The organism is Galbibacter sp. BG1, from assembly GCF_013391805.1.
Taxonomy (GTDB): domain Bacteria; phylum Bacteroidota; class Bacteroidia; order Flavobacteriales; family Flavobacteriaceae; genus Galbibacter.
Genome location: NZ_CP058364.1, coordinates 341024 through 367500, shown reverse-complemented (window position 1 = coordinate 367500; position 26477 = coordinate 341024). Strand labels below are relative to the sequence as shown.

Sequence of the window (26477 nt, the reverse complement as noted above, 5' to 3'; positions counted from 1 at the left end):
CCGCCTACCAATTCCTGACAAACTCCGAATGCTATAAAATGTTTTTCAGCAGTGAGGGCATGGGTGCTAAGGTCCATGTCCGAGAGGGAAAGAACCCGGACCATCCGCTAAGGTCCCCAAGTGTATACTAAGTTGAAAAAACGCGGTTTGATTGCTTAGACAGCTAGGATGTTGGCTTGGAAGCAGCCATTCATTTAAAGAGTGCGTAACAGCTCACTAGTCGAGCGATCGAGCATGGATAATAATCGGGCATAAGTATACCACCGAAGCGATGGATTTGTATGTAAATACGAGTGGTAGGGGAGCATTCCAAACTGGGCAGAAGGTGGACTGTGAGGTCTGCTGGACCGTTTGGAAAAGAAAATGTAGGCATAAGTAACGATAATGCGGGCGAGAAACCCGCACGCCGAAAAACCAAGGTTTCCTCAGCTATGCTAATCAGCTGAGGGTTAGTCAGGGCCTAACGCGAACCCGAAGGGGGCAGTGGATGGACAACAGGTTAATATTCCTGTACCTGCACATAGATAAAAGTGACGGAGGCGGAAAGTTGGTGCGTGCTGACGGAATAGCACGTTGAAGGGAGTGGCAACACCCCGATAGTACACTAAGGCTACGGCTGCGGTGATAATCCAGCGGACCGACTTCCAAGAAAAGCGATATGTGCAGCCTGTACCGCAAACCGACACAGGTGGTTGGGATGAGTATTCTAAGGCGCTCGAGAGATTCATGGCTAAGGAACTAGGCAAAATAGACCTGTAACTTCGGGAGAAAGGTCGCCCCGACGGTCAAACGTCGGGGCCGCAGTGAAAAGGTCCAGGCGACTGTTTATCAAAAACACAGGGCTCTGCTAAATCGAAAGATGATGTATAGGGCCTGACACCTGCCCGGTGCTGGAAGGTTAAGGGGAGATGTTACCCCGAGCAATCGGGGGAAGCATTGAACTGAAGCCCCAGTAAACGGCGGCCGTAACTATAACGGTCCTAAGGTAGCGAAATTCCTTGTCGGGTAAGTTCCGACCTGCACGAATGGTGTAACGATCTGGACACTGTCTCGGCCATGAGCTCGGTGAAATTGTAGTATCGGTGAAGATGCCGATTACCCGCTGTGGGACGAAAAGACCCCGTGCACCTTTACTATAGCTTCGTATTGACTTTGGATAAGTGATGTGTAGGATAGGTGGGAGACTTTGATCATGTATCGCCAGGTATGTGTGAGTCATTGTTGAAATACCACCCTTTACTTATTCGGAGCCTAACTTCTTTTTAGAAGGACAGTGCGTGGTGGGTAGTTTGACTGGGGTGGTCGCCTCCAAAAGAGTAACGGAGGCTTCTAAAGGTTCCCTCAGCACGCTTGGTAACCGTGCGTAGAGTGCAATGGCACAAGGGAGCTTGACTGAGAGACCTACAAGTCGATCAGGTACGAAAGTAGAGCATAGTGATCCGGTGGTTCCGCATGGAAGGGCCATCGCTCAAAGGATAAAAGGTACGCCGGGGATAACAGGCTGATCTCCCCCAAGAGCTCACATCGACGGGGGGTTTGGCACCTCGATGTCGGCTCGTCACATCCTGGGGCTGGAGAAGGTCCCAAGGGTTGGGCTGTTCGCCCATTAAAGTGGCACGCGAGCTGGGTTCAGAACGTCGTGAGACAGTTCGGTCTCTATCTACAGTGGGCGTTAGAAATTTGAGTGGATCTGACTCTAGTACGAGAGGACCGAGTTGGACCAACCGCTGGTGTAGCTGTTGTCCCGCCAGGGGCATGGCAGCGTAGCTATGTTGGGAAGGGATAAGCGCTGAAAGCATATAAGCGCGAAACCCGCCACAAGATGAGATTTCTTTAAAGGGCCGTGGGAGACGACCACGTTGATAGGCTACAGGTGTAAAGGCAGTAATGTCACAGCCGAGTAGTACTAATAACCCGTAAGCTTATGTACAACAGTCCCCTTGCCTTTGCAAAGGGCAAGGGGGCGCAAACTCTTTTAAATTCTGTACGTTTTTTTCAAATAGGTACTTTTCCAGTATTTTTTTATCTCCATATGTTAACTTATTAAAGGCCCCACCTGACCTCCCCCCAAGGGGAGGGACAAGGGGAACATTATCCCGCCCGCCTCCTTTGGAGGGGCCGGGGGAGGCTTTAAGATTTAAGGTGGTTATAGCGACGGGGCTCACCTCTTCCCATTCCGAACAGAGCAGTTAAGCCCGCCAGCGCCGATGGTACTACATCCTTGTGGGAGAGTAGGTCGCCGCCTTCTTTAAGATCCCGACTTCCGGATGGAACGTCGGGATTTTTTTTGCCCCTTCCCGAAAGTCACGGGTGCCCAAGTCGCTAGAGGGGAAATATGTGTTATATTTGGTTTCATTTTACTAAATTGCAGGCTTAATTTAGGTCAATGCGTATTTTACCCAATATCTTTCTTATACTACTATCTTCATTTGTATTTTCTCAGTCTTCAGCTAGTAGTTCTATAGTTTTAAAAAATTCTGAAAATCTATTTCCTATTCAAAACTTGGTAGACAACAGGATAGCACACGTTCAGTTGAACAAAGAAGATAATCTAGGTATTGAACCTTTCGTTGAGACTCTTAACAAATACACTTCCGTAGATAATATTGAAAATTTAAAACAAGAAAAAGTCGTTTCTGTTTTAGCGGGATACAACATTGTTATTTTTTCCATTTCATACACCAATATAGATTGGAAATTACTTTATAAAATCACCAAACTATTGCCTCAAGTAAAAACTATTGGGGTCTCCTTTGTGCAGTTTGATAACTTTCAACAGAATAATTTTCTCTTTAATGCCGATGCACTGATTCAATTTTCTGATTTTAAAAAAAGTACTCAGGTTAAGGCGGCGTCATTGATTTTTGGAGGTGGGGAATCAACCGGAGTGCTCAAAGCGGATATCGGGACACGCTATAAGAAGGATGATGGTATTATTATGGTTAATAGGATAAGGTTGGGTTATGGCCTCGCGAGCGATGTTGGTTTGGATAGTGTTTATATAAATAATAAGGTCGATTCCATTATGACGAAAGGGATTGAAGAAAAGGCATTTCCCGGAGCACAATTGCTGGTGGCTAAAAGTGGAACTGTAATTTATCATAAATCTTTTGGATTCCATACTTTCGATAGTATAGTGCAAGTTGATAACAATGATCTTTACGACTTGGCTTCAGTTACAAAAATCACAGGCCCTTTACCAGTTTTGATGCAAATGGTGGATAATGGAAAATTGGATTTAGACACACCTTTCAGCAATTATTGGAAACCTTGGAAGCATAAAAGGAACAAAAAAGATCTTACCTTACGGGAAATTTTGGCACACCAAGCTGGATTGGAGCCGTATTATATTTTTCTTCAAGAAATTATGAAGGAAGGTGAATTTAAAAGAAGATATGTGCGCAAGGAACCCAGTAAAAAGTTCTCCTTAGAAATTTATGACGGACTATATCTCAATAAAAATTTTATCAAAAAAGTTTATAGAATAATTAATAGAACCGAAGTTTCGGCAGAAAAGAAATATAAATATTCTGGATTGAGCTTTCTTATTTCCCCGGAACTAATAAAACAGTTAACAGGAGTACCTTATGAAAATTATGTGCGTGATAGCATCTATAAACCTCTTGGTGCCAATACTCTAATGTTTAATCCATCCGGAAAATATCCAGATAGTTTAATAGTGCCTACAGAACTAGATTCTGTGTATCGAAAAGCCTATATTAAAGGTTGGGTTCATGACGAAAACGCCAGTTTACTAGGCGGTGTTTCTGGAAATGCTGGTCTTTTCGGAACAGCCAATGACCTGGCCAAACTCATTAAAATGTATCAGAACATGGGTGTTTATGGAGGGAAAAAGTATATTTCTGAAGCAACTTTAATAGAATTTACCAGGGTTCAATATCCAGAAAATGGGAATAAACGTGGACTTGGGTTTGACAAACCTCTGCTTAATAATTCAGAATTGGATATTGCTCATGCTTCCCCAGCTCCAGAAGTGAGTGCAAAAAGTTTTGGCCATGCTGGTTTTACGGGAACTTATGTATGGGCAGACCCAGAAAATGATTTATTGTTTATATTTTTATCGAATAGGGTATATCCAACAAGAGAACACAGAAATTTATATAGCTTAAATATAAGACCTTCCTTGCAACAGGTTTTTTATAAAGCAGAAAATATAATAACTAATTAACAATTACATGAGAAATCTAATTTTACTAGGAATAATTGCAGGATTGTTTTCCTGTCAGCAAAAAGAACAGGCAGATTTAATTATTACAAATGCAAATGTTTATACAGTAGACTCATCGATGTCTAAGGCTTCGGCATTTGTAATAAAGGATGAAAAATTTATTGCTGTGGGAACTTCAGAAGAGATAACCGAGAGATATGAAGCTAAAACGACTTTAGATTTAGAAGGGAAATCGGTTTACCCTGGGTTTATCGATGCACATTGCCATTTTTATGGTTTAGGTTTACAGGAACAAAACGTAGATTTGGTAGGCACAAAAAGCTATGAGGAAGTTTTGAAAAGAGTTCGGGATTTTCAACAAGAAAATAATACCGATTTTATAATTGGAAGAGGATGGGACCAAAACGATTGGGAAGAAAAAGAATTTCCAACCAAAAAGGAATTGGACTCCCTTTATCCAGATACACCTGTGGTGCTTACAAGAATCGATGGTCATGCCTATTTGGTTAATCAAAAAGCATTGGATTTGGCAAAAATTGATGGTGAAACCGAAGTAGACGGAGGTGAAATAGTAAAAGTTGATGGAGTGATCACCGGAGTTTTAATAGACAACCCTATGGGGCTGGTAGATAAAGTATTTCCTGAAATAACAACAGAAGTGGCTACGGAAGCCATGCAGGATGCCCAAAAGATATGTTTCGATTATGGATTGACTACCGTAAACGATGCTGGTCTAAACAAGGAAACAATTTTATTGATAGATAGCCTTCAAAGAATGGGTGCGCTAGATATGAGGATTTATGCGATGGTGAGTAATAACCCTGCAGATGTAGATTATTTCTTAGATCGAGGTGTTTTAAAAACTGATAAGTTGGATGTGCGCTCTGTAAAGGCATATGCCGATGGAGCGCTGGGTTCCCGTGGTGCTGTTCTAAAACAACCATATTCTGATAAGCATAACCATTATGGTGCTATGGTAACGCCGGTAGACAAAATACACGAGCTGGCTGAAAGACTTGCCGCAACCGATTATCAATTAAACACACACGCAATTGGCGATTCTGCAAATGTGGTGGTATTGAAGGCTTATGAAAAAGTACTGAATGGGAAAACAGATAAGCGATGGAAAGTAGAACATGCGCAGATTGTAGATATAAAAGATTTCGATTATTTCTCTAACAATATAATTCCGTCAGTTCAGCCAACCCATGCCACAAGCGATATGTACTGGGCAGAAGATAGGGTTGGTGAAGCTCGTATACAAGGGGCTTACGCCTATAAAACCTTGTTGGATAAAGCTGGGCTTATTGCCCTGGGAACCGATTTTCCAGTAGAACAAGTGTCTCCATTTTTAACCTTTTATGCCGCTGTGACTAGAAAGGATACGGAAGGATATCCAGAAGGCGGGTTTCAGAAAAAAGATGCTTTAAGTAGGGAAGAGGCGCTAAAGGGAATGACTATTTGGGCAGCTTATTCCAATTTTGAGGAGAAAGAAAAAGGAAGTATTGAAGCGGGAAAATGGGCCGATTTTATCGTTTTGGATAAAGATATCATGACCGTTCCCGAAAATGAAATTCCTAATTTAAAAGTTGAAAAAACATTCTTGGGCGGTAAACAAGTGAAATAAAGACTTATGAAGTATCTAATTATTCTGTGCTTGATTATTATTTTCAGTTCTTGTCATTCCGCTAAATATACCTCCAATTCAGGCTCAAAAGGTATTTTGGATTTTACCGAAGGAAAGTGGATTATAAATGATGCCGTTTGTACAAACTGTGATAAAACTAGCTTGGAAGCAAAGATGATTGACTTCTTTAAAGAATGTATAAAAGATTCTTTGGTGCTTTTGGATGAAGAGCGAAAGATGAGTTTAATCAAAGATAGAATTCCCTTTGAGCCTTCCAAATCAGAATTAAAAGCGATGGCAGAAGGAACCAATGCCGCTTATTTAATTACCCTAAAAGGCGAAGTGATTAAAGAAGAGTTTGGTGGAATTGGCTATGAACCCGATCAAGACAATGCAGATTATGAAAATATTTCAGCAAGTTCAATTGCTTTTTACGATTTAAAAACACAAACACAAATTCACTTTGTCAACACAAGAGGAGGACTATCGGTTTCAAAAAGCATCGATGATGAAGATGGTGCTTTCGCAATTGCGCCTTCTTCCATCAATATCTTAAACAAAGCAACAAAAATGAATATTAAAATTTTAAAGAAGAATTGCATTTGTAAATAACTAAAAGATTTTTATTGAATTCAAATTATTGATTATGAGATTTTTTTTCGGATTACTACTGATATTTATTATTGCTTGTAAACAAGAAACCAAAACAAGAGAAAAAACGGAAAGTGAGAATATTGCAAAGTCGAAAGATACGCTGGTTTCTCAAGAAAAGATTGATTCCGTTAAAAACACTGGAGTTAAAAAAAAGGAAGTCGTTCCTTTAGATGAAATCAAAGATACTACTTTTGTTCGTCTAGCTGATTACAGTGATGATTTTGTATATGAAATGAAATATGCCACAGAGGATAATTTTTTAAAGGCCCAAGTTTACGATTGTGGGGAGTGTTATGTAAGGGCGGTAACGGCAAGAGGTCTTTTAGAGGCAAATGCCGCTTTCATGAAGGATGGATACCGAATTAAGTTTTTCGATTGTTACCGGCCTCACGACGTACAAAAGAAAATGTGGAAAATCGTTCCAAACCCTACCTATGTTGCCGATCCCGCTAAAGGGTCTATACACAATAAAGGAGGGGCAGTAGACATTACATTAACCACTTTAGAGGGAAAAGAACTCGATATGGGAACTCCTTTTGACTTCTTCGGAAGGAAGGCAAGGCATGCTTATTTAGATTTACCGCAAGAAGTGTTGGAAAATAGAAAATTACTAAAAACAACAATGGAATCCTTTGGGTTTGGTGCGATTACCTCCGAATGGTGGCATTACAATTACAAACCGACCCTGAATTATAAAGTAGCCAATTTTACTTGGGAATGCGATTAAGTATTCATTAAAGCCACAATATGGCAAGCCACAATGGCAGCAGTCTCTGTGCGAAGACGGTTATCGCTTAAATTTACAGGTATATAGCCGTTTTCCCGGGCACTATTAATTTCTTCCAAAGAAAAGTCACCTTCGGGGCCAATGAGTATAACAACCTCATTGTCGGCCATTATTTTGCGCTTGAGATTAAATTTTTCTTGATCCTCACAATGCGCAATGAATAGTTGGCCTTCATGCTCTCTATTAATAAAATCACTTAAATTGATGGCTTCATTTAATTGTGGCAGGTAGCATGAAAGGGATTGTTTCATGGCAGCCTGTAAAATTTTTTCGTAGCGTTCGGGTTTTATCTTTTTTCTTTCAGAGTGCTCGCAAATTATCGGCGTAATTTCGTCTATACCTATCTCTGTTGCTTTCTCTAAAAACCACTCAAAGCGATCATTCATTTTGGTCGGGGCAACTGCCATGTGCAATCTGTAGTTTTTTTTGTGCTTTAGTTGCGACTTCTGTATGGAGACAATGCAATTTTTAATATCAGCGTTAATGATTTCAGCTTCAAACAACCACCCTTTACCATTGGTTATGTAAAGTGTATCGCCTTCTTTTTTCCGAAGAACTTTGCCAATATGCCTACTTTCTTCTTTATCAAAGCTGAATTCTTTGGTTTTGCTGTCCAAATCTGGAGCATAAAATAACTGCATAGATATTTTTTTACTGATAAATTTCTTAAGAAGTATAAATATAAAGTTTTTTTGGTGGGATGATAGACAAATAAATGTTAAGGAAATTGTACTTAGAAAAGCAATTATAGATAAACTTAAACGAAAGCTTAAATAATGTTTTTTATTTTCCAGTTTTGAAGCAAAAGTGAAATATAAAACTCTTCATTTTATATTCTTAGAGCCTTATTGAATCATTTTTATTTTTGTAAAGTGCTATGGCTTTTAAATATTTAATTCCTCCGGCCTGTGTTTGATCGTTTATAAATCCATTCAATTCAGGATGATTTTTGTCTATCCAATCAACGAGTTTATCTCTGTTTTTAACAAAGGTATCAACATCAAAAACAATGGAATTGCGGTCAACGCTTGTTATCTTATTGTTGTTGAATTTTATGGTTTCTTGAGTTACGATTGGCTTTTTATGAAGAAACAATATCCTTTTGTCAATTTTTGAAACCTTTGTGTAAACAACATTTTGATTTTGCTTTATTTCAAGTATTTTGTAAGTCGGTTTAAAAACTTCATCCCATTGCAACCAATCTATCAATTGCGGTTTTGTAAAGGTTTGCACATAGCCATCATCTATTGTTTTTAAACTGTCATTTAAAAGAATTTTTAATTCAGTAAAACTAGAATTATCGAGGGTTTTATAGTATGCTTCTGTTAATTCTAAATGATTAACTTGCTTTTCAGGGCTTTGGCAAGAGAGCTCTCCAATGGATAACAGTACTATTAAAGCTACAAATCTATTCACTCATTTTTTTGTTTAGGTTATTTCCATAAATTAGATTGAAATTATTACATAATTTTAGTGGTTAAGAAGTCATAAGAAACTCAAACTCTAAAATGATGCGCTAATATAAATCCAAAAACAGGAAAGGCTTTTGAACATGTTCTGTCATTCAAAATTAAATATTCTAACATATGGGAAAGAAATTATTAAAGATAACATCTAAATTACAGGATTTTATCAAAGATCAAAAAATCTTCTTCGTGGGTACGGCTGCTGCTGAAGGTCGCATTAATGTATCTCCTAAAGGAACCGATTCTTTTTGCATAATAGATGAAAACAAAATTGTTTGGCTGAATTTAACCGGTAGTGGAAATGAAACCGCAGCCCATTTGTTGAAAAACGACCGAATGACCATTATGTTCTGTGCTTTTGAGGGGAATCCACTTATTTTACGGCTATACGGAAATGCCACCATTTATCACACTAGGGATAAAGAATTTAAAAACTACGCCACATTATTTGAAGAAAATGCCGGCGCAAGACAAATTATAGAGATGAAGGTTGATTTGGTGCAAACTTCATGCGGTTTTGGAGTTCCTTTTATGGATTATAAAGAAGAGCGTTCTACGCTAATCACCTGGGCGGAAGAAAAGGGGAAAGATGGTATTGAAGCCTATTGGGAGGCCAAAAACACCCAAAGTATCGATGGTTTTGAAACTAAAATTATGGAGGGTTAAATAGATTGTTTTATAAAATTTTCAAAAATCTTTTTCACTTGTACATATTTACAAAGCAAACCTAGCTTTAACAGAAACCTTTTCGTTGGTGAAATCATTATTTAAAAATTTATAATACCCCACTATCCCAATCATTGCAGCATTATCTGTGGTATATTCAAATTTGGGAACAAAAGTTTCCCAACCATACCGTTTTTCTCCATCTTTTAAAGTTTGCCGTATGCCAGAATTAGCCGAAACTCCGCCACCAATGGCTATTTTTTTAATACCGGTTTGTTTGGTTGCTTTTTTAAGTTTATCAACTAAAATATTGATAATTCCTTGTTGGATGGAGGCACAAATGTCATAAAGGTTTTCTTCAATGAAATTTGGATTTCCCTCAGTTTCTTTCTGAATAAAGTAAAGTACAGCTGTTTTAAAACCGCTAAAACTAAAATTGAGTCCGTCTACTTTCGGTTTAGGAAATGAGAAGGCTTTAGGGTTTCCTTGCTGTGCATATTTATCTACGAGTGGGCCTCCAGGGTAAGGAAGTCCTAAAATTTTAGCTGATTTATCGAAGGCTTCTCCCACGGCATCATCGATAGTCTCCCCAATAACTTCCATATCGAAATGGCTGTTTACTTTTACAATCTGGGTATGGCCACCACTAATGGTCATCGCTAAAAACGGAAAAGTAGGAATGGGCGTATTGGGTTCTTTAATAAAATGTGCCAAAATATGAGCCTGCATATGGTTTACCTCTATTAAAGGAATGTCTAAGCCTATGGCAAGGGATTTTGCAAAAGAGGTACCCACAAGTAAAGAACCCATTAAGCCAGGTCCGCGTGTAAAAGCTATGGCAGATAATTGTTTTTTGTCGATATTTGCCCTGCTTAATGCTTGATGTACTACCGGGACAATATTTTGTTGATGCGCTCTAGAAGCAAGCTCGGGCACCACGCCACCATATTCTTCATGAATTTTTTGGTTGGCCACAACATTGCTCAATACTTTGTCGTTGTGAAGTACAGCGGCCGAAGTATCATCGCAAGAAGATTCTATGGCTAGTATGTAAACATCTTGGGTATTCATGCTATCTTTGGACTGAAATTTGTAAGACAAAGGTAAAACAATAAAGACTATCAAAAAACTCAGAAAAATATTAATTAGAATCCTTTTGGTTCTTATACTATTGTTGGTATTGTCCAGTATTTTTCTATCGCTTCCTTTCGTTCAAACCTCTATTGCCAAAAGGGCAACCAATTATTTAAATGAAACGTTTAATACTCATATTTTTATAGATGAAGTTCATTTCTTACCACTTTTTGGCGATGTGAGTTTAAAAGGCATTTATATTGAAGACTACAAGCAAGACACCTTGGCTTACATCAATCGTTTAAACACTTCGCTCTTGAGTCTCCGGAATGTGGTAAAAGGAGATTTGGAGTTTGGAGAGATTCGGGCAGATGAGTTGTTACTCAATCTTAAAATCCATAAAGGGGAGGATAATACCAATTTAAACGTTTTTGTGGATAAACTGGATAAAGGGGAAGGCGATCCCAATAATCCGTTTTTAATGACCTCCTCCCATATTTCAGTAAATAAAAGTGAGTTTAGACTTATTGATGAAAACAAGGAAACACCTTTAATTGTTGGTTTGGAAGAATTGCATATAGAGGCCGATTATTTTAAAATTTTTGGTCCGAAGGTGGATGTCGGGATCGATCAATTAGACTTTACCACCAAAAAAGGAGTCATTGTAAATCGCTTGCAAACGGAATTTTCTTACACCAAAACCGAAATGCGACTCGATACACTTTCTATAGAAACGCCAGAATCCCTTATTAAGGGGGATATTGTTTTTAATTATGAGGTGGAAGATTTTAAGGATTTTTTGAACAAAGTTAAAGTAAGTGGAAACTTTACCGAATCGACGGTGGCCTTAGATGAAATAAACTTGTATTTTAATGAATTTGGAAAGGGAAGAAAGGTGGAGCTTTCCTCTAGTTTTGAAGGGGTTTTAAATGAATTGAAGACCAATAACCTTAAAATGGACTCCCAATACACCGCTATTGATGGTGATTTTGTGTTCAATAACCTCTTTGAAAAGGCCAAACCTTTTAGTATCGACGCACATCTGCGCAATGTTTCTTCCAATTACTACCAGCTCACCAATTTACTGCCCGGTATTTTGGGCAACGCGCTTCCGTCTTCGTTTAACAAATTAGGGCAGTTATCTGTTTTTGGGGACATGCGTATCACCGAGCAATCCATATATGCCAAGGTTAATTTAATTTCAGATATAGGTAAGGGTTTTTCCGATCTTACCTTAACCAATATAGACAATATAGACAATGCCAATTACAAAGGTTTTCTTTCCCTTCAAGATTTTGATATGGGAATTTTTCTAGAGGATGAAAGTCTAGGCGAAACCAGTCTCGATTTAAATGTAGATGGGCAAAGTTTTAAACAGGAGACCCTTAATACGGAAATCATCGGAGAGATTTTCAGTGTAAATTATAATGGGTACGAATACAAGAATTTAAATGTTTCCGGAATTCTTAAAGATCAACTTTTTGATGGTTCAGTAACTTCCAGGGACAAAAATTTTGATGTCGCTTTTAAGGGATTGGCGGATCTTTCTGGAGATACCAACGAATTTAAGTTTGTGGCTTCGGTAAACCACATCGACCTGAACCGATTGAACTTTGTGGAAAGGGACAGTATATCGGTTTTTAAAGGGAACATTACGGCCGATATGACCGGTAATTCCATTTATGACCTGGTTGGGGAGGTTAGTTTTAACAAGACAAACTATACCAACCAAAACGATAGTTATTATTTTGACGATTTTAATGTTACTTCTGAATTTAAAGCGGAAGAGCGTATAATTACCGTGAATTCCCCTGATATTATTACAGGATCTTTAAGAGGAAATTATTTAGTAAAGGAATTGCCGAAGCTCATTAAAAATTCGGTGGGTAGTATCTATACCAATTACAAGCCGGAAAAAATTACCCCTGGGCAGTATGTAGATTTCGATTTTAAAATTTACAATAAAATAGTCGAGGTATTTTTTCCGAAGATAGAATTTGGGAGTAATACCAGTATTAAAGGAAGTATCGTAGCAGACGAAGGGGATTTTAAATTGGCCTTCAATTCCCCTAAGATTAATGCAAATGGCAATATATTCGATAATATTCAGGTAGAAATAGACAATAAAAATCCGCTTTACAACACTTATGTAGAAGTGGAAAATATAGAATCCAATATCTATGATGTCAATAACTTCAGCTTAATTAATACCAAAATAAACGACACCTTATTTTTTAGAACTGAATTTAAAGGAGGAAAGGAATTTAATGATGAATACAACCTTAATTTCTACCATACCTTCAACAATGCGCAAGAGTCGGTAATCGGTTTAAAACGTTCTCAATTTGGTTTTAAAGGGCGTGATTGGGTTATTAATGAAGACAACAACTCCAGTAATAAAGTAAGTTTTAGTAAAACGCTCGATACCATTAATATTAGCCAAGTTGTAATGAATTATCAAGAGGAGCAAATCCGGTTGGAAGGAACGCTAATTGATAGTACCTACAAAGACATTGATTTGGAATTCGAGAAAGTTACGTTGGAAAAAATCATCCCCGATATAGATAGTTTAAAACTCAACGGAATGGTGGATGGATATTTGAACATCTTACAACGGGACAATAGTTATACACCATCCTCCAACGTTAAGATTTCCAATTTTATGGTTAACGAGTTGCCGCTTGGAAATTTATTTCTTTCCATTTTAGGGAACGATAACCTTACGCAGTTTGGAGTGAACGCAAAGATTATAAACAACGATGTAGAATCATTAAATATTCTGGGGGATATCAATGCTTCCGGGAAACAGCCGCAGCTGGATTTAAGGGCAACATTGGAAAATCTCAATTTAAAAGCTTTGAGTCCGCTTGGAGGGGATGTAATAAGCGATATGCGCGGATTTGCTTCCGGAGGATTTAAAATTACAGGAGCCGCCGATAATCCAGACATGGCAGGCGAACTGCAAATTACCGATGGTGGGTTAAAAATACCCTATCTGAACGTAGATTTAGACTTCGATAAAATTGCCAATGTAAACTTGGAAGGCCGTTCTTTCGAATTTCAGGAAGTGGGATTAATAGATACCAACTTTAAAACCAATGCTACGCTCAACGGTTCTATAACCTACGATCATTTTGAAGATTGGTATTTAGATCTTTATTTGGATACAAATGACGAAAAGTTTTTGGTGCTGAATACGAAGGGGGAAGAAGAATCCCTGTATTATGGAACCGGATTTATAAGCGGGGATGCTCAAATTTATGGGCTCACCAATAAAATAATCAATATTGAAGTAAACGCAAAAACAGAAGAAGGCACCAATTTTGTTATTCCTGTAAGCGATATTACCGATGTAGGGGATACTTCTTTCATAAATTTCATCAATAAGAATCAGTCCAAAGATGAAATTGCGCGCAAAAAATTAGCTGAAGTCAAAGGGGTGGAAATGCAATTCGATTTAGATGTAACACCAGATGCTCAAATAGAAATTGTGGTAGATCAAAAAACAAGGAGTACTCTTAAAGGAACAGGTGCTGGAAACCTTCTAATTGAAATTAACACCAATGGGAAGTTTAAAATGTATGGTGACTTTATTACCTATACGGGGGAATACTTATTTAAATATGGAGGCTTTATAAACAAACGTTTTGTGGTAGAACCTGGAGGAACGATTACTTGGGAAGGTGACCCTCTGGAAGATGTGGATATGAACATTGCTGCTAAATACTCTTTGTACGCGAACCCTGCTGTGTTGCTCGATAATTCGCAATACACCCGTAAAATTGAGACCGATGTAATAATAACCCTGCAAGGCCAATTATTAAAGCCGTCTTTGGATTACGAGATTAATTTCCCTTCGACAAATGCTGTTATTAACCAAGAACTGCAATATCACCTAGACGATAATGCCAAGCGGGAGTTACAGGCATTTTCCCTATTGTCGCAAGGAGTGTTTTTAAACGAGCTTAGCATCAATCAAACTGCTGTAACGGGGAACTTGGTACAAACGGCTTCGAGTTTATTCAATCAAGTGCTCAATTCTGGAGACGGTAAGTTCGATGTGGGTGTTTCTTATGAAATAGGGGAACGTAATCCAGATTTAGATTTTGTTACCGAAGATAGGTTAGGGGTAACGGTTTCCACGCAAATAAGCGATCGCATACTCATCAACGGAAAAATTGGGGTTCCGGTAGGGGGCGTTTCCGAAACCGTCGTGGCGGGAGATGTGGAAATTCAGGTTTTATTGAATGAAGAAGGAAGTCTAACGGCACGTATTTTTAATCGAGAAAACGAAATTCAGCAATTCTTCGCCCAACAACAAGGATATACCCAAGGGGTAGGTATTTCTTATCAAGTAGAGTTTGATACATTCAGGGAATTGATTAAGAAAATCATAGAGGGGGACCCTAAAAAAGATAGGAGCAAAGTGCCTCAAAAAAGTACAGATGATGACAAGGATTCCATGGGTAACGGTTTGGTGAATTTCAAAACGGTAAAACGTAAGGAATCCAGTTAATTTCCGACCTAAAAAAGGAGATGCGATTTTCGTAAAATCTTACTTTTCGTTTTTTTCAATTTCAACTTTCTTAATTACATTCAAAAATTCTGTCAGATTGGTATAAAATAACGCCGATTATCACTTATTTCGGAAGATGCCTATAAAATAAAATAACGTATTTGTTAAGAATTTAGCAACGAAAACGATTGAAACTTTCATTATTGTATTTTTAATGAAAACAATATGAAGAAATTGAAAATTCTTTGGTAGTTTTACGTTCCAAATATTAAAACTAAATGTCTACGAATATCAAAAAAATTGGAGTTTTGACGTCTGGAGGAGATGCTCCAGGAATGAACGCTGCCATTCGTGCAGTAGTAAGAACATGCGCTTACCATAACATAGAGTGTGTTGGTATTTATAGAGGTTACCAAGGTCTTATTGAAGGCGATATGGAGCCTATGGATGCACGAAGTGTTAGGAATATAATTAATCGAGGGGGGACCGTTCTTAAATCTGCCCGTTCGAAAGAATTTAAGACCAAGGAAGGAAGGCAAAAAGCACACAAACAATTATTGGATAATCAAATAGATGCTTTGGTGTTAATTGGTGGGGATGGTACCTTTACAGGAGGTGTTGTTTTTAACGAAGAATTTGGATATCCTGTTATTGGTATTCCAGGTACTATAGATAACGATATTGATGGTACAACTTTTACTTTAGGTTACGATACGGCTTTAAATACCGTGGTAGATGCGATCGATAGAATTAGGGATACTGCCAGTTCTCACGACAGATTATTTTTTATTGAAGTTATGGGGCGCGATTGCGGGCAACTTGCTTTAAATTCTGGAGTAGGGGCAGGAGCTGAAGAAATTTTAATTCCTGAAGCAAATTTAGGTCTCGATAGACTGCTTCATTCTTTGGAAAGGAGTAGAAAGAGCGGAAAAACCTCTAGTATTGTAGTAGTTGCGGAAGGTGATAAAACAGGGAAAAATGTTTTTGAACTGGCCGAATATGTAGAAGAGAATTTACCAAATTATGATATTCGGGTTTCCGTATTGGGGCATATGCAACGAGGGGGCTCTCCTTCTTGTTTCGACCGTGTGTTGGCCAGTAGAATGGGAGTTCGTGCAGTAGAATCTTTAATGGAAGGAAAATCAAACTTAATGGTAGGTATCATTAAGGACGAAATGGTTTTAACCCCTATTGAAGATGCCATAAAAGGCAAGTCTACCATCGATGCAGAACTTATGCGCGTTTGCGAGATCATGTCAACATAATAACAAATACTTAATCAACCTTCCGGCTTTTTGTTGGAAATACACCACCACATCGTGGTATAAACTTTTATTAATAATTAAAAATTAGAATAACATGTCAACAGTTAAGATTGGGATAAACGGATTTGGTAGAATCGGTAGATTGGTTTTTAGAGCCACCGTAAATAGACCAAACGTAGAAATTGTAGGAATAAACGATTTATTGGATGTAGAGCACTTAGCATATCTATTGGAGTACGATTCTGTACACGGTAGATTCGATGGAAAAATCGAAGTAAAGGATGGAAATCTAGTAGTAGACGGAAAAACCATCAGAATTACTGCAGAAAAAGATCCTAAAAATTTAAAGTGGGATGCTGTTGGAGCAGATGTTGTTGCAGAATGTACAGGTATTTTTACAACCTTAGACACGGCTCAATATCACCTAGATGCAGGAGCTAAAAAAGTAGTTATCTCTGCACCTTCCAAAGATGCCCCAATGTTTGTTATGGGTGTAAACCACAAAGATGCTAAAGCTTCAGATAAAATTGTTTCCAATGCATCTTGTACAACTAACTGTTTAGCGCCAATTACTAAAGTGCTACATGATAACTTCGGTATCGAAGAAGGTTTAATGACAACAGTGCATGCCACAACAGCTACTCAATTAACAGTAGACGGTCCTTCAAGAAAAGATTATAGAGGTGGACGTAGTGCTTTATTAAACATTATACCAGCTTCTACAGGAGCTGCTAAGGCCGTAGCAAAAGTAATTCCAGCTATGGATGGTAGACTTACAGGAATGGCTTTTAGAGTTCCAACCGCAGATGTTTCCGTAGTGGATTTAACTGTGAAGTTGGAAAAAGAGACTTCTTACGAAGAAATTAAGAAAGTAATGAAGTCTGCTTCTGAAAATGAATTAAAAGGTATTTTAGGTTATACAGATGAGCTTGTAGTTTCTCAAGATTTTGTTGGGGAAACCTGTACGAGTGTTTTCGATGCCGATGCGGGAATCGAATTAAACTCTAAATTCTTCAAAGTAGTATCTTGGTACGATAACGAAACGGGATACTCAAATAAATTAGTAGATTTAGCAGAATACATTACTGCATTATAATATACAGCGTCTAGGAAATGAAGTCTTTTCTCCAAAAGATTTCTTTATTAAGAGCTGCTAACAAACTAACTAATTGCTAATTATTGGTATAGGTGTAAGCCCCTCTAACAAGGCTTACATCCTGCCAATAGTTTACCTTAAGCAGGCTTAATGTTTCTCAATGGGCTATTAACTTAAACTTAAAGTATGATTTTAATTGTAGATAGTGGTGCAACAAAATCTGATTGGATCGCATTGGATGAAGAGGGTAATAAACTATTTGTCACAAAAACCTTAGGGTTGAGTCCAGAGGTTTTAACAAGTGAAATTATAAACGAACGCTTAGCCAATAATTTCGAGCTTTACAAACACCGCAAAGAGGTCACTCAGCTTTATTTTTATGGAGCTGGATGTGGTACCGAAAGAATGCGTAAGTTTTTAAAAGGAATTTTTACCGACTATTTTCCAAATGCAAAAATTTCAGTCAAAGAAGATACTTATGCAGCTATCTACGCAACTGTAGAGCCAGAACAGCACGCTATTGTATGTATCTTGGGTACGGGTTCCAATTGCAGTTATTGGGATGGAAGGGAGCTTTTTCAAAAAGTAACCTCCCTCGGTTATATTCTAATGGATGATTGTAGCGGAAATTACTTCGGAAGACAGCTTTTAAGGGATTATTACTACCATAAAATTCCGGAAAAATTAGCCGTAAAATTTGCGAGTGAATACGATTTGGAAGAAGATAGCATTAAAAACCATCTTTACAAACAACCAAATCCGAATACCTATTTGGCAACTTTTGCGCGTTTCTTGATTCAAAATAAAGATGAAGCTTATTGCCAGGCCCTGATTAAAAAAGGCATGAACCTTTTTATTGAAAATTCCATTACCCAATACGAGCAAGCTAAAGATGTTCCAGTGCATTTTATTGGAAGTATAGCATACTATTTGCAAGAAGAATTAAACAAACAACTGAACCAACATGGGCTTACCTTAGGCAAGGTGTTAAGAAGACCGATTGATGGTTTGGTAGATTATCACAAATCAGTTTTGTTTGGGTAGTCAAATAATATAACAAATTAAAAAAGGGTTGTTTTATAACAAAGCAACCCTTTTTTATACACTATATTTTGCTCAAGTCTTCCACCAAAAACAAACTTTGATTTCCCGTTCTGTCTACAGCGGTGATCCCTATTTTTTCGAGTAAAACATTGTTTTCTAATTTAAATGGGACAGATGTTGAAATATCATCTTCATTAAAAATTTGATGTTCCCACTTTTTCCCTTCATATTTAAGATAAATTACATATCGAAAAACATCATTTTTATTTGGGTGATTCCAAATTATATTGGCAGTGTTGTCTTTAAGAGTAATGTTAATTGTTGGTTGCTCGGGCGGCATATTGTCTAGCCAAGGACTTGGAGGAACCAAGGTTTTAAATGAATAGGGCTCTTTTAAAATAGCATTTGAAAGGGAATCGTATTTTATAAGCGGACCTATACTCCAATGAACGGTTCCTTTGCTATTTGGTAGCATTCCTCGCGTAATCATGATTTGATTAATGACTTCATCAATGTTCCTTGCGTCTCCACCATGGTCTATTTTAATTCCGGGCCATAAATGTCTATTCGGGGTGTTCTCTCTTTGCCACCATCCTAAAAGTTCTGGAAAGCTCTGTCCTTTTTTATTGATGGTCCAATAGAGTTGGGGTGAGAAATAATCAATCCAACCCTCGTTGAGCCATAGTTTGGCATCTGCGTAAAGTTTGTCGTATTGATCGTAGCCAACTACAGATTCAGGATAGCCAGGCCTCCATATTCCAAACGGACTCAATCCGAATTTAACAAAAGGTTTTTCGTCTTTAATAACTTTATAGACCCTTTTAATAAAGTCGTTTACACTTTCCCTTCTCCAATCGTTTCGGCTGAGCTTTCCGCCACTTTTTAAATAGGCAGTATAACTTTTTTCGTCCGGAAAATCTTTACCATTATTGTAGGAATCGTAGGGGTAAAAATAATCATCAAAATGAACCCCATCAATATCATAACGCGAAACAATATCTTTAACCACAGCAAGAGAATGCTCTTTAGTGCCCTCCAGACTGGGGTCTAGCCAATACATTCCATTTTCCAACTTTACTACCAATTCCGGTTTTGTTTTTACGATGGATTGTTCAGAAATATCTTTGCCTTGCGTATGGTGGGCACGGTAAGGGTTTAGCCAAACGTGCAATTCGATTCCCCTTTTATGGGCTTCTTCTACCCAAAATTCCAACGGATCGTAAAAAGGGACAGGGGCTTTTCCTGGCTCCCCGGTTAAATAATACGACCATGGTTCTAAATTACTTTCATAAAGGGCATCCGATTGTGGCCTTACCTGAAAAACCGCTGCATTGTAATTATGAGATGCCAGAAAGTCTAAAAGCTCGATTGCTTCCTCTTTTTGTTCTTTGTTGGAAAGCCCGGGTTTGCTGGGCCAGTTTATATTGGCTACTGTAGCGATCCATGCAGCTCTAAATTCTTCAATGTTGTAGGGCGTTTTAGCATCCCATTTGTTATTGGAGGTTTTAATACCATCCTTATGGTAATAATAGGGGGTGTTATTTGTGGTTTTACAGGAAGTTAAAACAACAATAAAAAAAAGGTATAAAGTAATTCTAATGTTTTTGTATGTCATTGCGATGTTAAATGAGTATATAGGTTTGAGAGGATATGATTTAGTTAAAAATAAAAAGTTCTCTGGTACGCAGCCAGAGAACTTTTAAAGATAACTAAATTCAAATTAATTACCATCCGGGGTTTTGTGTAAGTTCCACCCCTTGATCACTATAAAGTTTAATTTGATCCAGAGGGATCGGACTCAAATAGACTCTTGGGTTATCGAAAGTACGAGCAGATTCTGCTGCAGCGGCTGGAATAAGATATCCTTGCTCCCCTTCTGTGAGGGTTAAACTGGATAAATCGCTATCAGGATATCTGGCTTGCACTTCAGATTTTACAATCCAAGCTCCACGATTAATATCTGTATTTGAGAGCATATCTGTATATTCCAATTTTTTCCATCTACGTAAGTCATCCAATCTAAAACCTTCCATCATGAGTTCAATTCGTCTTTCCCTCCTAATTTCCCAAAGTATTGATGAAACACTAGGATCTCGATTAGGGTCGTCGTAAGTTGTGCCGTTCACAGAAACCGCGGTTCCAGATACTTCCAGATGTGGCAATTCTACACCTGGACGGTCACGTAATACGTTTATAGACTTATCAATGTCCTGTTGAGATAGAGAAGGCCCGCAGACGGTTGCCAGTTCTGCTGCGGCTTCAGCATAATTTATTAATACTTCTCCATATCTTATAATTGGTGCATCTGTGGGATTTTGATTTGAAACTCCTTCCGGGGAGTCCATAATATCTTCATTTAAAAATTTAAGGACAGAAAAACCTGTTGTAGAGAAATTGCTTACCGTTCCTCTTATCCGTAAACTATCTTCGACAAAAGTTCCGTACATACGAGGATCTCTATTTGCCATAACATTTTCAATTCCTTTATCTCCTTGATAGCTAGTGGAAATTTCTATAGGAAGACCGTCGCTAGACAAATAGGTCTGAATTGCGTCATTTGAAGCTCCTGTTTGTGACTCTTTATTTACGTAACTGTTTAAAGAATGAGTAAGTTGACCCACGGCATATTCCCTAAAAAGAATTACTTCTGGGTTCCCCCCTAGGTCTAAAGAGTTAAAAACGCTTCTGTAATTACCTAAGGAATAGTTACCACTATTTATAATCTGTTCTGCAGCCCATTTGGAAGCTTCTAAATATTCTGCTGCTTTGGTCGAATTTCCTTCATGATATTTCTGCCAGGTTCCTTCAAACAGGAAAATTCTGGACATAAATGCAAGCACTACATCTCTATTTACTTCTTGTCCAGGGTTATCAACACTGCTTCGAACATTTCCTGCTGCAAATTGAAAATCTTCCAGTACTTTGTCCATTACAAATGAACGATCATCTCTTTCTTTGTACAATAACTCTGAGTCGTCTTCCCCCAGCTCTTGTTCATAATACGGGACATCGCCAAACCTATTAACAAGATCATGATATTCCATGCCTCGGAAAAATCTTCCTATTCCTGTCCAGTGATCAATGGCTTCTTGCTCCATAGGAACTGTCTGTACTCTATTTATAAAGATATTTGCTTTTCGAACATAAAAGAAAGACCATCCACCTCCTGAAGCAGGAACTTGTTGTTGGAACTGCGGGGGATTAGTCGGTGCAAAATCATCATTTAAAGATTGTCCGGAAAAGTAATTTCCCCATGTAAATCCAGATCCGTATCCTCTAAAATAGGGGGTGTAGAAGCCGAATGCGAAGGTTTTTGCATTACCCTCATTCGTCCAGTAGGTTTCATCTGTTAATTGATCTTGTGGAGGTTGATCTAGGTATTCTTCACATCCAACAAAACAAAGAAAACAAAAAAATAGGAATGTTTTGATATATAAATTTTTCATCATTTTACGTCTTTATAAATTAGAATGTTAGTTGAAGTCCGAATGAAAGTGATCTTCGGTAAGGATAAACCCTTCCATAAGTTGAGGTATCGTTTATTCCAGCTGTAGTATAATCTACCTCTGGGTCTACCGGAATTTGTGCCCCAGTAAATTCAAAAAGGTTCTCACCACTAAAATATACCCTAAATCTTTCTAATCCAACTTTAGAAGACCACGATTGGGGCAAGGTATACCCGAAGGTTAAGTTCTTCATTCTTAAATAAGAGAGGTCCAATAGATACTTACTTTGTGGCAAGAAGTTCATAGAACCATTGGATTGTTGTTGATCGTTTGGTCTTGGGTAATAGGCGTTCGGATTGTCGGGGGTCCAATAGTCAAGCTGGTGTTCGTACCAACCTTCTGCCCAACGATATCCCGGAATAAAAACGGAACCATTTGCCCAGAAATCTCGTTTTCCTACGCCTTGCATGAAAAAGCTAAAGTCAAATCCTTTCCAGTCGGCACCAAATTGGAAACCATACTGGTATCGAGGAGTGGAGTTTCCTATAACTTTCATATCTCCTGTATCTCCTGTGGTAGCAGAACCATAATCTATCACTCCATCTCCATTAAGGTCTTTATATTTGATATCTCCAGGGCCATATTGAAACCAGCCGTTGGTTTCGTAAAGTGACTGACTAGGAACTCCATCGGCGTAAGTGCCATCTGCATTGAAATCTCCTTCGGTAAAAAAGCGATCGGTTTCGTAACCCCAAATTTCTCCTAACTGTTTACCTTCATAATAACTATAAATGCCCTTGGTAGTATTGGCATATTTGGTTATTTCTTCTTTAAAATCACTTACCGTAGCAGTTGCGTTAATATTCAGTCCGTTTTTAAATTGATGCCTAAAATTTACAGCAAGTTCCCAGCCAGTTGTTTGCATTTCTCCATAATTCCTTGTTGGAGAAAAAGTTCCGAAAGTATTGGGTAGCGTAACCCCAGGACTGTGCATATCGCTTACTTTTCGCTGATACCAATCGAATATGATTCCAAGCTTATCATTAAAGAATTTAGCATCGAATCCAAAATCTAGCGTGGTAACGGTTTCCCATGTTAGGGATGATGGTATGGGGCCAGGAGTACTAACCGAAACTTGGTTTTCTTCATCGATTAGCCAGCCCGAAGAATCTGGAGACATGAGACGATATATGTTGGAGAGATAGGTGTTTTGGTTTCCAATGGAACCATAAGAACCTCTAAATTTAAAGAAAGATAAAGTAGGCTTTAGGCTCTCCATAAACTTTTCTTCAGTAATGACGTAACCGGCAGAGAAGGATGGGAAATAACCCCACTTTTTGTCGCTAGAGAGTCGTGAAGAACCATCATATCGTGCATTCACCTCCAATAAAATTTTGTTTTTATAGCTATAGTTCGCTCTAGCAAAGAAACCTAGTGTAGTCCATTTATCCCTATCTCCGCCAACGAATTGATCACCTGTCGCTAGATTAAGTTCTCCTTGATCGGGATTCAGTAAATCTCTTCTTTGAGAATATTGAAACCAATCTTCATATTCTTCCAAATCTCCTCCTGCGGTAAAGTTAAATTCATGTTTTTCATCAAAAGATGTGCTATAATTAGCAAATAACTTGGCCGTGTTTCTTCGGCTCCACTCAGAGTTGTACTGCACCCTATTATATGATGGACTGGAGTAAGGAACGTATGAGAAATCCGCGCCTTGTGCCCAAAAGTTATAGGCATATAGGGTTCCCCCTGTTTGGTGCTCGTGTTCTTCCTCTCTATCGTGGGTATAATTAAAGTTAATGGAAAGGTCTTTAGCTGGTTTTAACACCGTACCGATATTAAAGCGAGAAAGCGAATAATTGTTTTCATTCATTTTGGCCTGTTCCACTTCCGAAATGTGATTTCTAAAAGGCTTCCCATCAACCGTTCCATAAGGATAGTAGGCAGGCCACCTCGTGGTATAGTACCAAGCATCGTATCTGGAAGAACCGAAGTTGAAAGGTTCAGTTGTTAAGGAGTTTGTATTTAATACTTTGGCGTTTATATCCATCCAGTCCGTAACGGTCGTGTTAATACTAAGGTTGATATTGTAGCGCTCGTACTTGTCTGGATTGGTTTGATATACCCCTCCCTGATTTAAGTATCCTAAACCTAAGTAATAATTGGTATGTTCGCTACCACCTGAAACTGTGACATCGTGTTTTTGCTGTAAAGCCCATTTTTTTACAAAAAGCTCTTGAGGATCCCAAGACCTGTAAAAGAATAGTTGTCCATTTCTAATTTCATAATCCCTACCTTCAACCATTTCCATACCTAAATCTTGATCTCCGTAAAGTTCTTCCCATTCTCTCATTTTTTGAATTGCAGTTTGATCTACAGCCATTCCTAAAAACGGATATGAATCTAAAGATGGTTCTCGCCTGTTAACCGCTGAAAAGGCCATTTCTGCTCCCTCTGCGGCAGGTGCAACCGTGGGTGTGTTTGTTGGTGTGGCCCATGAGAAGTTGTTGGAGTAGCTTATTGTTGGTGCTCTTTCACGATTACCATTTTTAGTGGTTATTAAAATAACTCCCCAAGCTCCTCTAGCACCGTAGATCGACGTAGAAGCTGCATCTTTTAATACTGATATATCCTTTACATCCTCTGGGTTTACAGCTTGAAGGCTTGGTACTTCCACATTATCTACCAAAATAAGTGGTTGAGCACCACCGCCGGTGCCGAGTGAACCTACAGAACCTCTTAATCTGATTACAGGATCTTGTCCGATCTGACCACTTGGAGTAGTAATGGTTAAACCAGGAGATACGCCCTGCAGTCCTCTAGCTACGTCTGTTATTGGGCGGGAGTCCAGCACTTCACTGTCTATAGTTGCAACGGCCCCAGTAAGATTTTTCTTTTTCTGGGTTCCATAACCTACTACTACGACTTCGTCTAATCCGGTAACGTCTAGTTTTAACTCTACGCTAATGGAATTCTGGTTTTTTACTGGTATTTCGTTGGTAACGTATCCAATAGATGAAAATACGAGTACTGGGTTATCATCCGTAGACAGTTGTATCGAATAATTACCGTCAAAATCTGTACTAATTCCGTTTTGTGTGCCTTTTTCCACAACACTAACACCAGGGATAGGAACTCCGTCGGGATCGAAGACCGTTCCTGTTATTTCTTTGTTTTGCCCCCAAATTGATATGGTAAAGAGAAAGGTTAAAAACAGCATTAATTTTCTAAGTTTTTTTGTCATAATTAGAATGCTTTTAAGTCAGTTTAACACTTATGCTTTTGCTGTTACGATGTATAATTTGTTAAAAAACCATAACGTAACCAGTTTGTAAGTGCCATAAATTTAAGCATAAAAAATAAAATTTTGCTTTTTTTTGCAGTTTTTGTTTGTTATTTGCTGTTTTTTGCGGAAAATATTGCAGGATATTCTTTAAAATTGGATATTTATTGTTGAAATCATTATTATTAACAATATGTTAAAAGCGGAACGAAAACAAGTACTTCTAAATGAAGTAAGAATTCATAATAGAATCTTACTTACTGATATTGCTGAGATGTTAAATGTTTCTATTGATACGGTGAGACGGGATGTAACGGAATTACATAAAGAAAACAAGTTAAAAAAAGTTCACGGTGGTGCTATTTCACTTGGATTTGATAATTATAATATAAGGAGAGAAGATGTATATTCTTTAGAGCAGAAGTCTCATATAGCAAATAAGGCAATTAGTTTAATTAAAAACGGTCAGGTTATATTGCTTACAGGAGGGACTACCAATATGGAACTTGCAAGACTTCTTCCTCCCGAACTTAATATTACGTGTTTCACGCCAAGTCTACCTGTAGCCAGTATATTGCTAAGCAAACATAACGTAGACCTGATTTTTGTAGGAGGTAAAATTTCCAAAAGTTCCCAGATTGCTGTAGGAGGGGAAACTTTGAGGTTTCTGGCAGATATTAAAGCTGATATTTGCTTTTTAGGAACCAACTCCATTGATGCCGATTCGGGTTTAACCGAATTCGATTGGGATATTGTTCAGCTCAAAAAAGCAATGATCCAATCCTCCCGGAAAGTAGTCGCCCCTGTTATTTCTGAAAAGCTAAATACTGCCCAGCGCTATAAAATATGCAGTATGGCTGAGGTCGATATTTTAATTACCGAGCTATCTCCAGAAAACAGCAAATTAAAGCCGTTTAAGCAAAGGGATATTCTAATTATGTAATGGCATTTACAATTACTACCTCACCGCAATCATGGAGATTTCCACATTCACGTTTTTGGGAAGTGTTTTTACGGCAACGGTTTCTCTTGCTGGAGCAGTTTCTTCATCAAAATAAGCGCCATAAATCTCATTTATTTTTGCGAAATTTCCCATGTCGCTTAAGAAAATCGAACTTTTAACGACATTTTCAAAAGTCATTTCAGCAGCTTTTAAAACAGCTTCCAAATTTTTCATCACTTGCTTTGCTTCATCCTCCACGTCTGAAGTCAATAATTCATTCGTCTCTGGATCGATTGCTATCTGTCCGGAAATAAATAAGGTATCATTCGCCAATACCGCTTGGTTGTAAGGTCCAAGTGGAGCTGGAGCTTTATCGGTGTTTATTATTTTTTTCATATTGCTTAGTTTTAAATGGTTG

At 38.2% G+C, this 26477-nt stretch carries 17 protein-coding genes and 2 rRNA genes (1 of these 19 cut by a window edge); 12 read left to right on the top strand and 7 right to left on the bottom strand.

Annotated elements, in window-relative coordinates:
- The 6 genes from HX109_RS01560 to HX109_RS01535 form a co-directional block, all read left to right on the top strand.
- Window positions 1–1930, top strand: a 23S ribosomal RNA gene (locus tag HX109_RS01560) (it extends 925 nt beyond the left edge of the window).
- Between the two features lie 208 nt (window positions 1931–2138).
- A 5S ribosomal RNA gene (gene rrf, locus HX109_RS01555) occupies window positions 2139–2248 on the top strand.
- Between the two features lie 138 nt (window positions 2249–2386).
- A complete protein-coding gene (locus tag HX109_RS01550; protein ID WP_178949472.1) occupies window positions 2387–4189 on the top strand; it encodes a serine hydrolase domain-containing protein in 1803 nt (600 codons plus the stop codon).
- Between the two features lie 7 nt (window positions 4190–4196).
- Window positions 4197–5816: an amidohydrolase gene (locus tag HX109_RS01545; protein ID WP_178949471.1), complete on the top strand. Its 1620-nt coding sequence runs from the start codon at window positions 4197–4199 to the stop codon at window positions 5814–5816.
- A 6-nt stretch (window positions 5817–5822) separates the two neighbouring features.
- Window positions 5823–6428 carry a hypothetical protein gene (locus HX109_RS01540; protein WP_178949470.1) on the top strand — a complete coding sequence of 202 codons (606 nt, stop codon included), beginning with the start codon at window positions 5823–5825 and terminating at the stop codon, window positions 6426–6428.
- Window positions 6429–6462: 34 nt separating this feature from the next.
- Window positions 6463–7197 carry a M15 family metallopeptidase gene (locus tag HX109_RS01535; protein ID WP_178949469.1) on the top strand — a complete coding sequence of 245 codons (735 nt, stop codon included), beginning with the start codon at window positions 6463–6465 and terminating at the stop codon, window positions 7195–7197.
- Here HX109_RS01535 and HX109_RS01530 read toward each other — a convergent pair.
- Both HX109_RS01530 and HX109_RS01525 read right to left on the bottom strand, forming a co-directional pair.
- Entirely contained in the window at window positions 7194–7898 is a 705-nt protein-coding gene (locus tag HX109_RS01530) for a 16S rRNA (uracil(1498)-N(3))-methyltransferase (RefSeq protein ID WP_178949468.1), read from the bottom strand. The genes HX109_RS01535 and HX109_RS01530 overlap by 4 nt on opposite strands.
- Window positions 7899–8094: 196 nt before the next feature.
- Window positions 8095–8673, bottom strand: coding sequence for a hypothetical protein (locus HX109_RS01525; RefSeq protein ID WP_178949467.1), 579 nt, complete (start codon window positions 8671–8673; stop codon window positions 8095–8097).
- Window positions 8674–8843: 170 nt separating this feature from the next.
- Here HX109_RS01525 and HX109_RS01520 point away from each other — a divergent pair, with 170 nt between their 5' ends.
- Window positions 8844–9389: a pyridoxamine 5'-phosphate oxidase family protein gene (locus HX109_RS01520; protein ID WP_178949466.1), complete on the top strand. Its 546-nt coding sequence runs from the start codon at window positions 8844–8846 to the stop codon at window positions 9387–9389.
- Between the two features lie 48 nt (window positions 9390–9437).
- On the opposite strand, the gene tsaD is transcribed toward HX109_RS01520, so the two are convergent.
- Window positions 9438–10460, bottom strand: coding sequence for a tRNA (adenosine(37)-N6)-threonylcarbamoyltransferase complex transferase subunit TsaD (tsaD, locus tag HX109_RS01515; protein ID WP_178953998.1), 1023 nt, complete (start codon window positions 10458–10460; stop codon window positions 9438–9440).
- Between the two features lie 85 nt (window positions 10461–10545).
- Between tsaD and HX109_RS01510 the strand changes: the two genes are divergently transcribed.
- The 4 genes from HX109_RS01510 (at window position 10546) to HX109_RS01495 (ending at window position 18384) form a co-directional block, all read left to right on the top strand.
- Entirely contained in the window at window positions 10546–14979 is a 4434-nt protein-coding gene (locus HX109_RS01510; protein WP_255462735.1) for a translocation/assembly module TamB domain-containing protein, read from the top strand.
- A gap of 278 nt (window positions 14980–15257) precedes the next feature.
- On the top strand, window positions 15258–16244 hold the full coding sequence (gene pfkA / locus HX109_RS01505; RefSeq protein WP_178949465.1) for a 6-phosphofructokinase: 987 nt from the start codon (window positions 15258–15260) through the stop codon (window positions 16242–16244).
- 94 nt (window positions 16245–16338) lie between these two features.
- The gene (gene gap / locus HX109_RS01500; protein ID WP_178949464.1) at window positions 16339–17340 is read left to right on the top strand and encodes a type I glyceraldehyde-3-phosphate dehydrogenase; all 1002 of its coding nucleotides are present in this window, start codon (window positions 16339–16341) and stop codon (window positions 17338–17340) included.
- A gap of 186 nt (window positions 17341–17526) precedes the next feature.
- Window positions 17527–18384 (top strand): N-acetylglucosamine kinase, encoded by an 858-nt coding sequence (locus HX109_RS01495; RefSeq protein WP_178949463.1) that lies wholly within the window; start codon window positions 17527–17529, stop codon window positions 18382–18384.
- Window positions 18385–18445: 61 nt separating this feature from the next.
- Here the strand turns inward: HX109_RS01495 and HX109_RS01490 are convergent, their stop codons facing one another.
- The 3 genes from HX109_RS01490 to HX109_RS01480 all read right to left on the bottom strand — a co-directional run bounded on the left by HX109_RS01490 (window position 18446) and on the right by HX109_RS01480 (window position 25077).
- Complete coding sequence (locus tag HX109_RS01490) at window positions 18446–19999, bottom strand: glycoside hydrolase family 10 protein (RefSeq protein ID WP_178949462.1); 1554 nt, start codon at window positions 19997–19999, stop codon at window positions 18446–18448.
- A 109-nt stretch (window positions 20000–20108) separates the two neighbouring features.
- The gene (locus tag HX109_RS01485) at window positions 20109–21833 is read right to left on the bottom strand and encodes a RagB/SusD family nutrient uptake outer membrane protein (RefSeq protein WP_255462734.1); all 1725 of its coding nucleotides are present in this window, start codon (window positions 21831–21833) and stop codon (window positions 20109–20111) included.
- 16 nt (window positions 21834–21849) lie between these two features.
- A complete protein-coding gene (locus HX109_RS01480; RefSeq protein ID WP_178949461.1) occupies window positions 21850–25077 on the bottom strand; it encodes a SusC/RagA family TonB-linked outer membrane protein in 3228 nt (1075 codons plus the stop codon).
- A 232-nt stretch (window positions 25078–25309) separates the two neighbouring features.
- On the opposite strand from HX109_RS01480, the gene HX109_RS01475 reads away from it, so the two are divergent.
- Complete coding sequence (locus HX109_RS01475) at window positions 25310–26059, top strand: DeoR/GlpR family DNA-binding transcription regulator (protein WP_178949460.1); 750 nt, start codon at window positions 25310–25312, stop codon at window positions 26057–26059.
- Window positions 26060–26074: 15 nt separating this feature from the next.
- On the opposite strand, the gene HX109_RS01470 is transcribed toward HX109_RS01475, so the two are convergent.
- Window positions 26075–26455 carry a RidA family protein gene (locus HX109_RS01470; RefSeq protein ID WP_178949459.1) on the bottom strand — a complete coding sequence of 127 codons (381 nt, stop codon included), beginning with the start codon at window positions 26453–26455 and terminating at the stop codon, window positions 26075–26077.
- Window positions 26456–26477 lie beyond the last annotated feature (22 nt).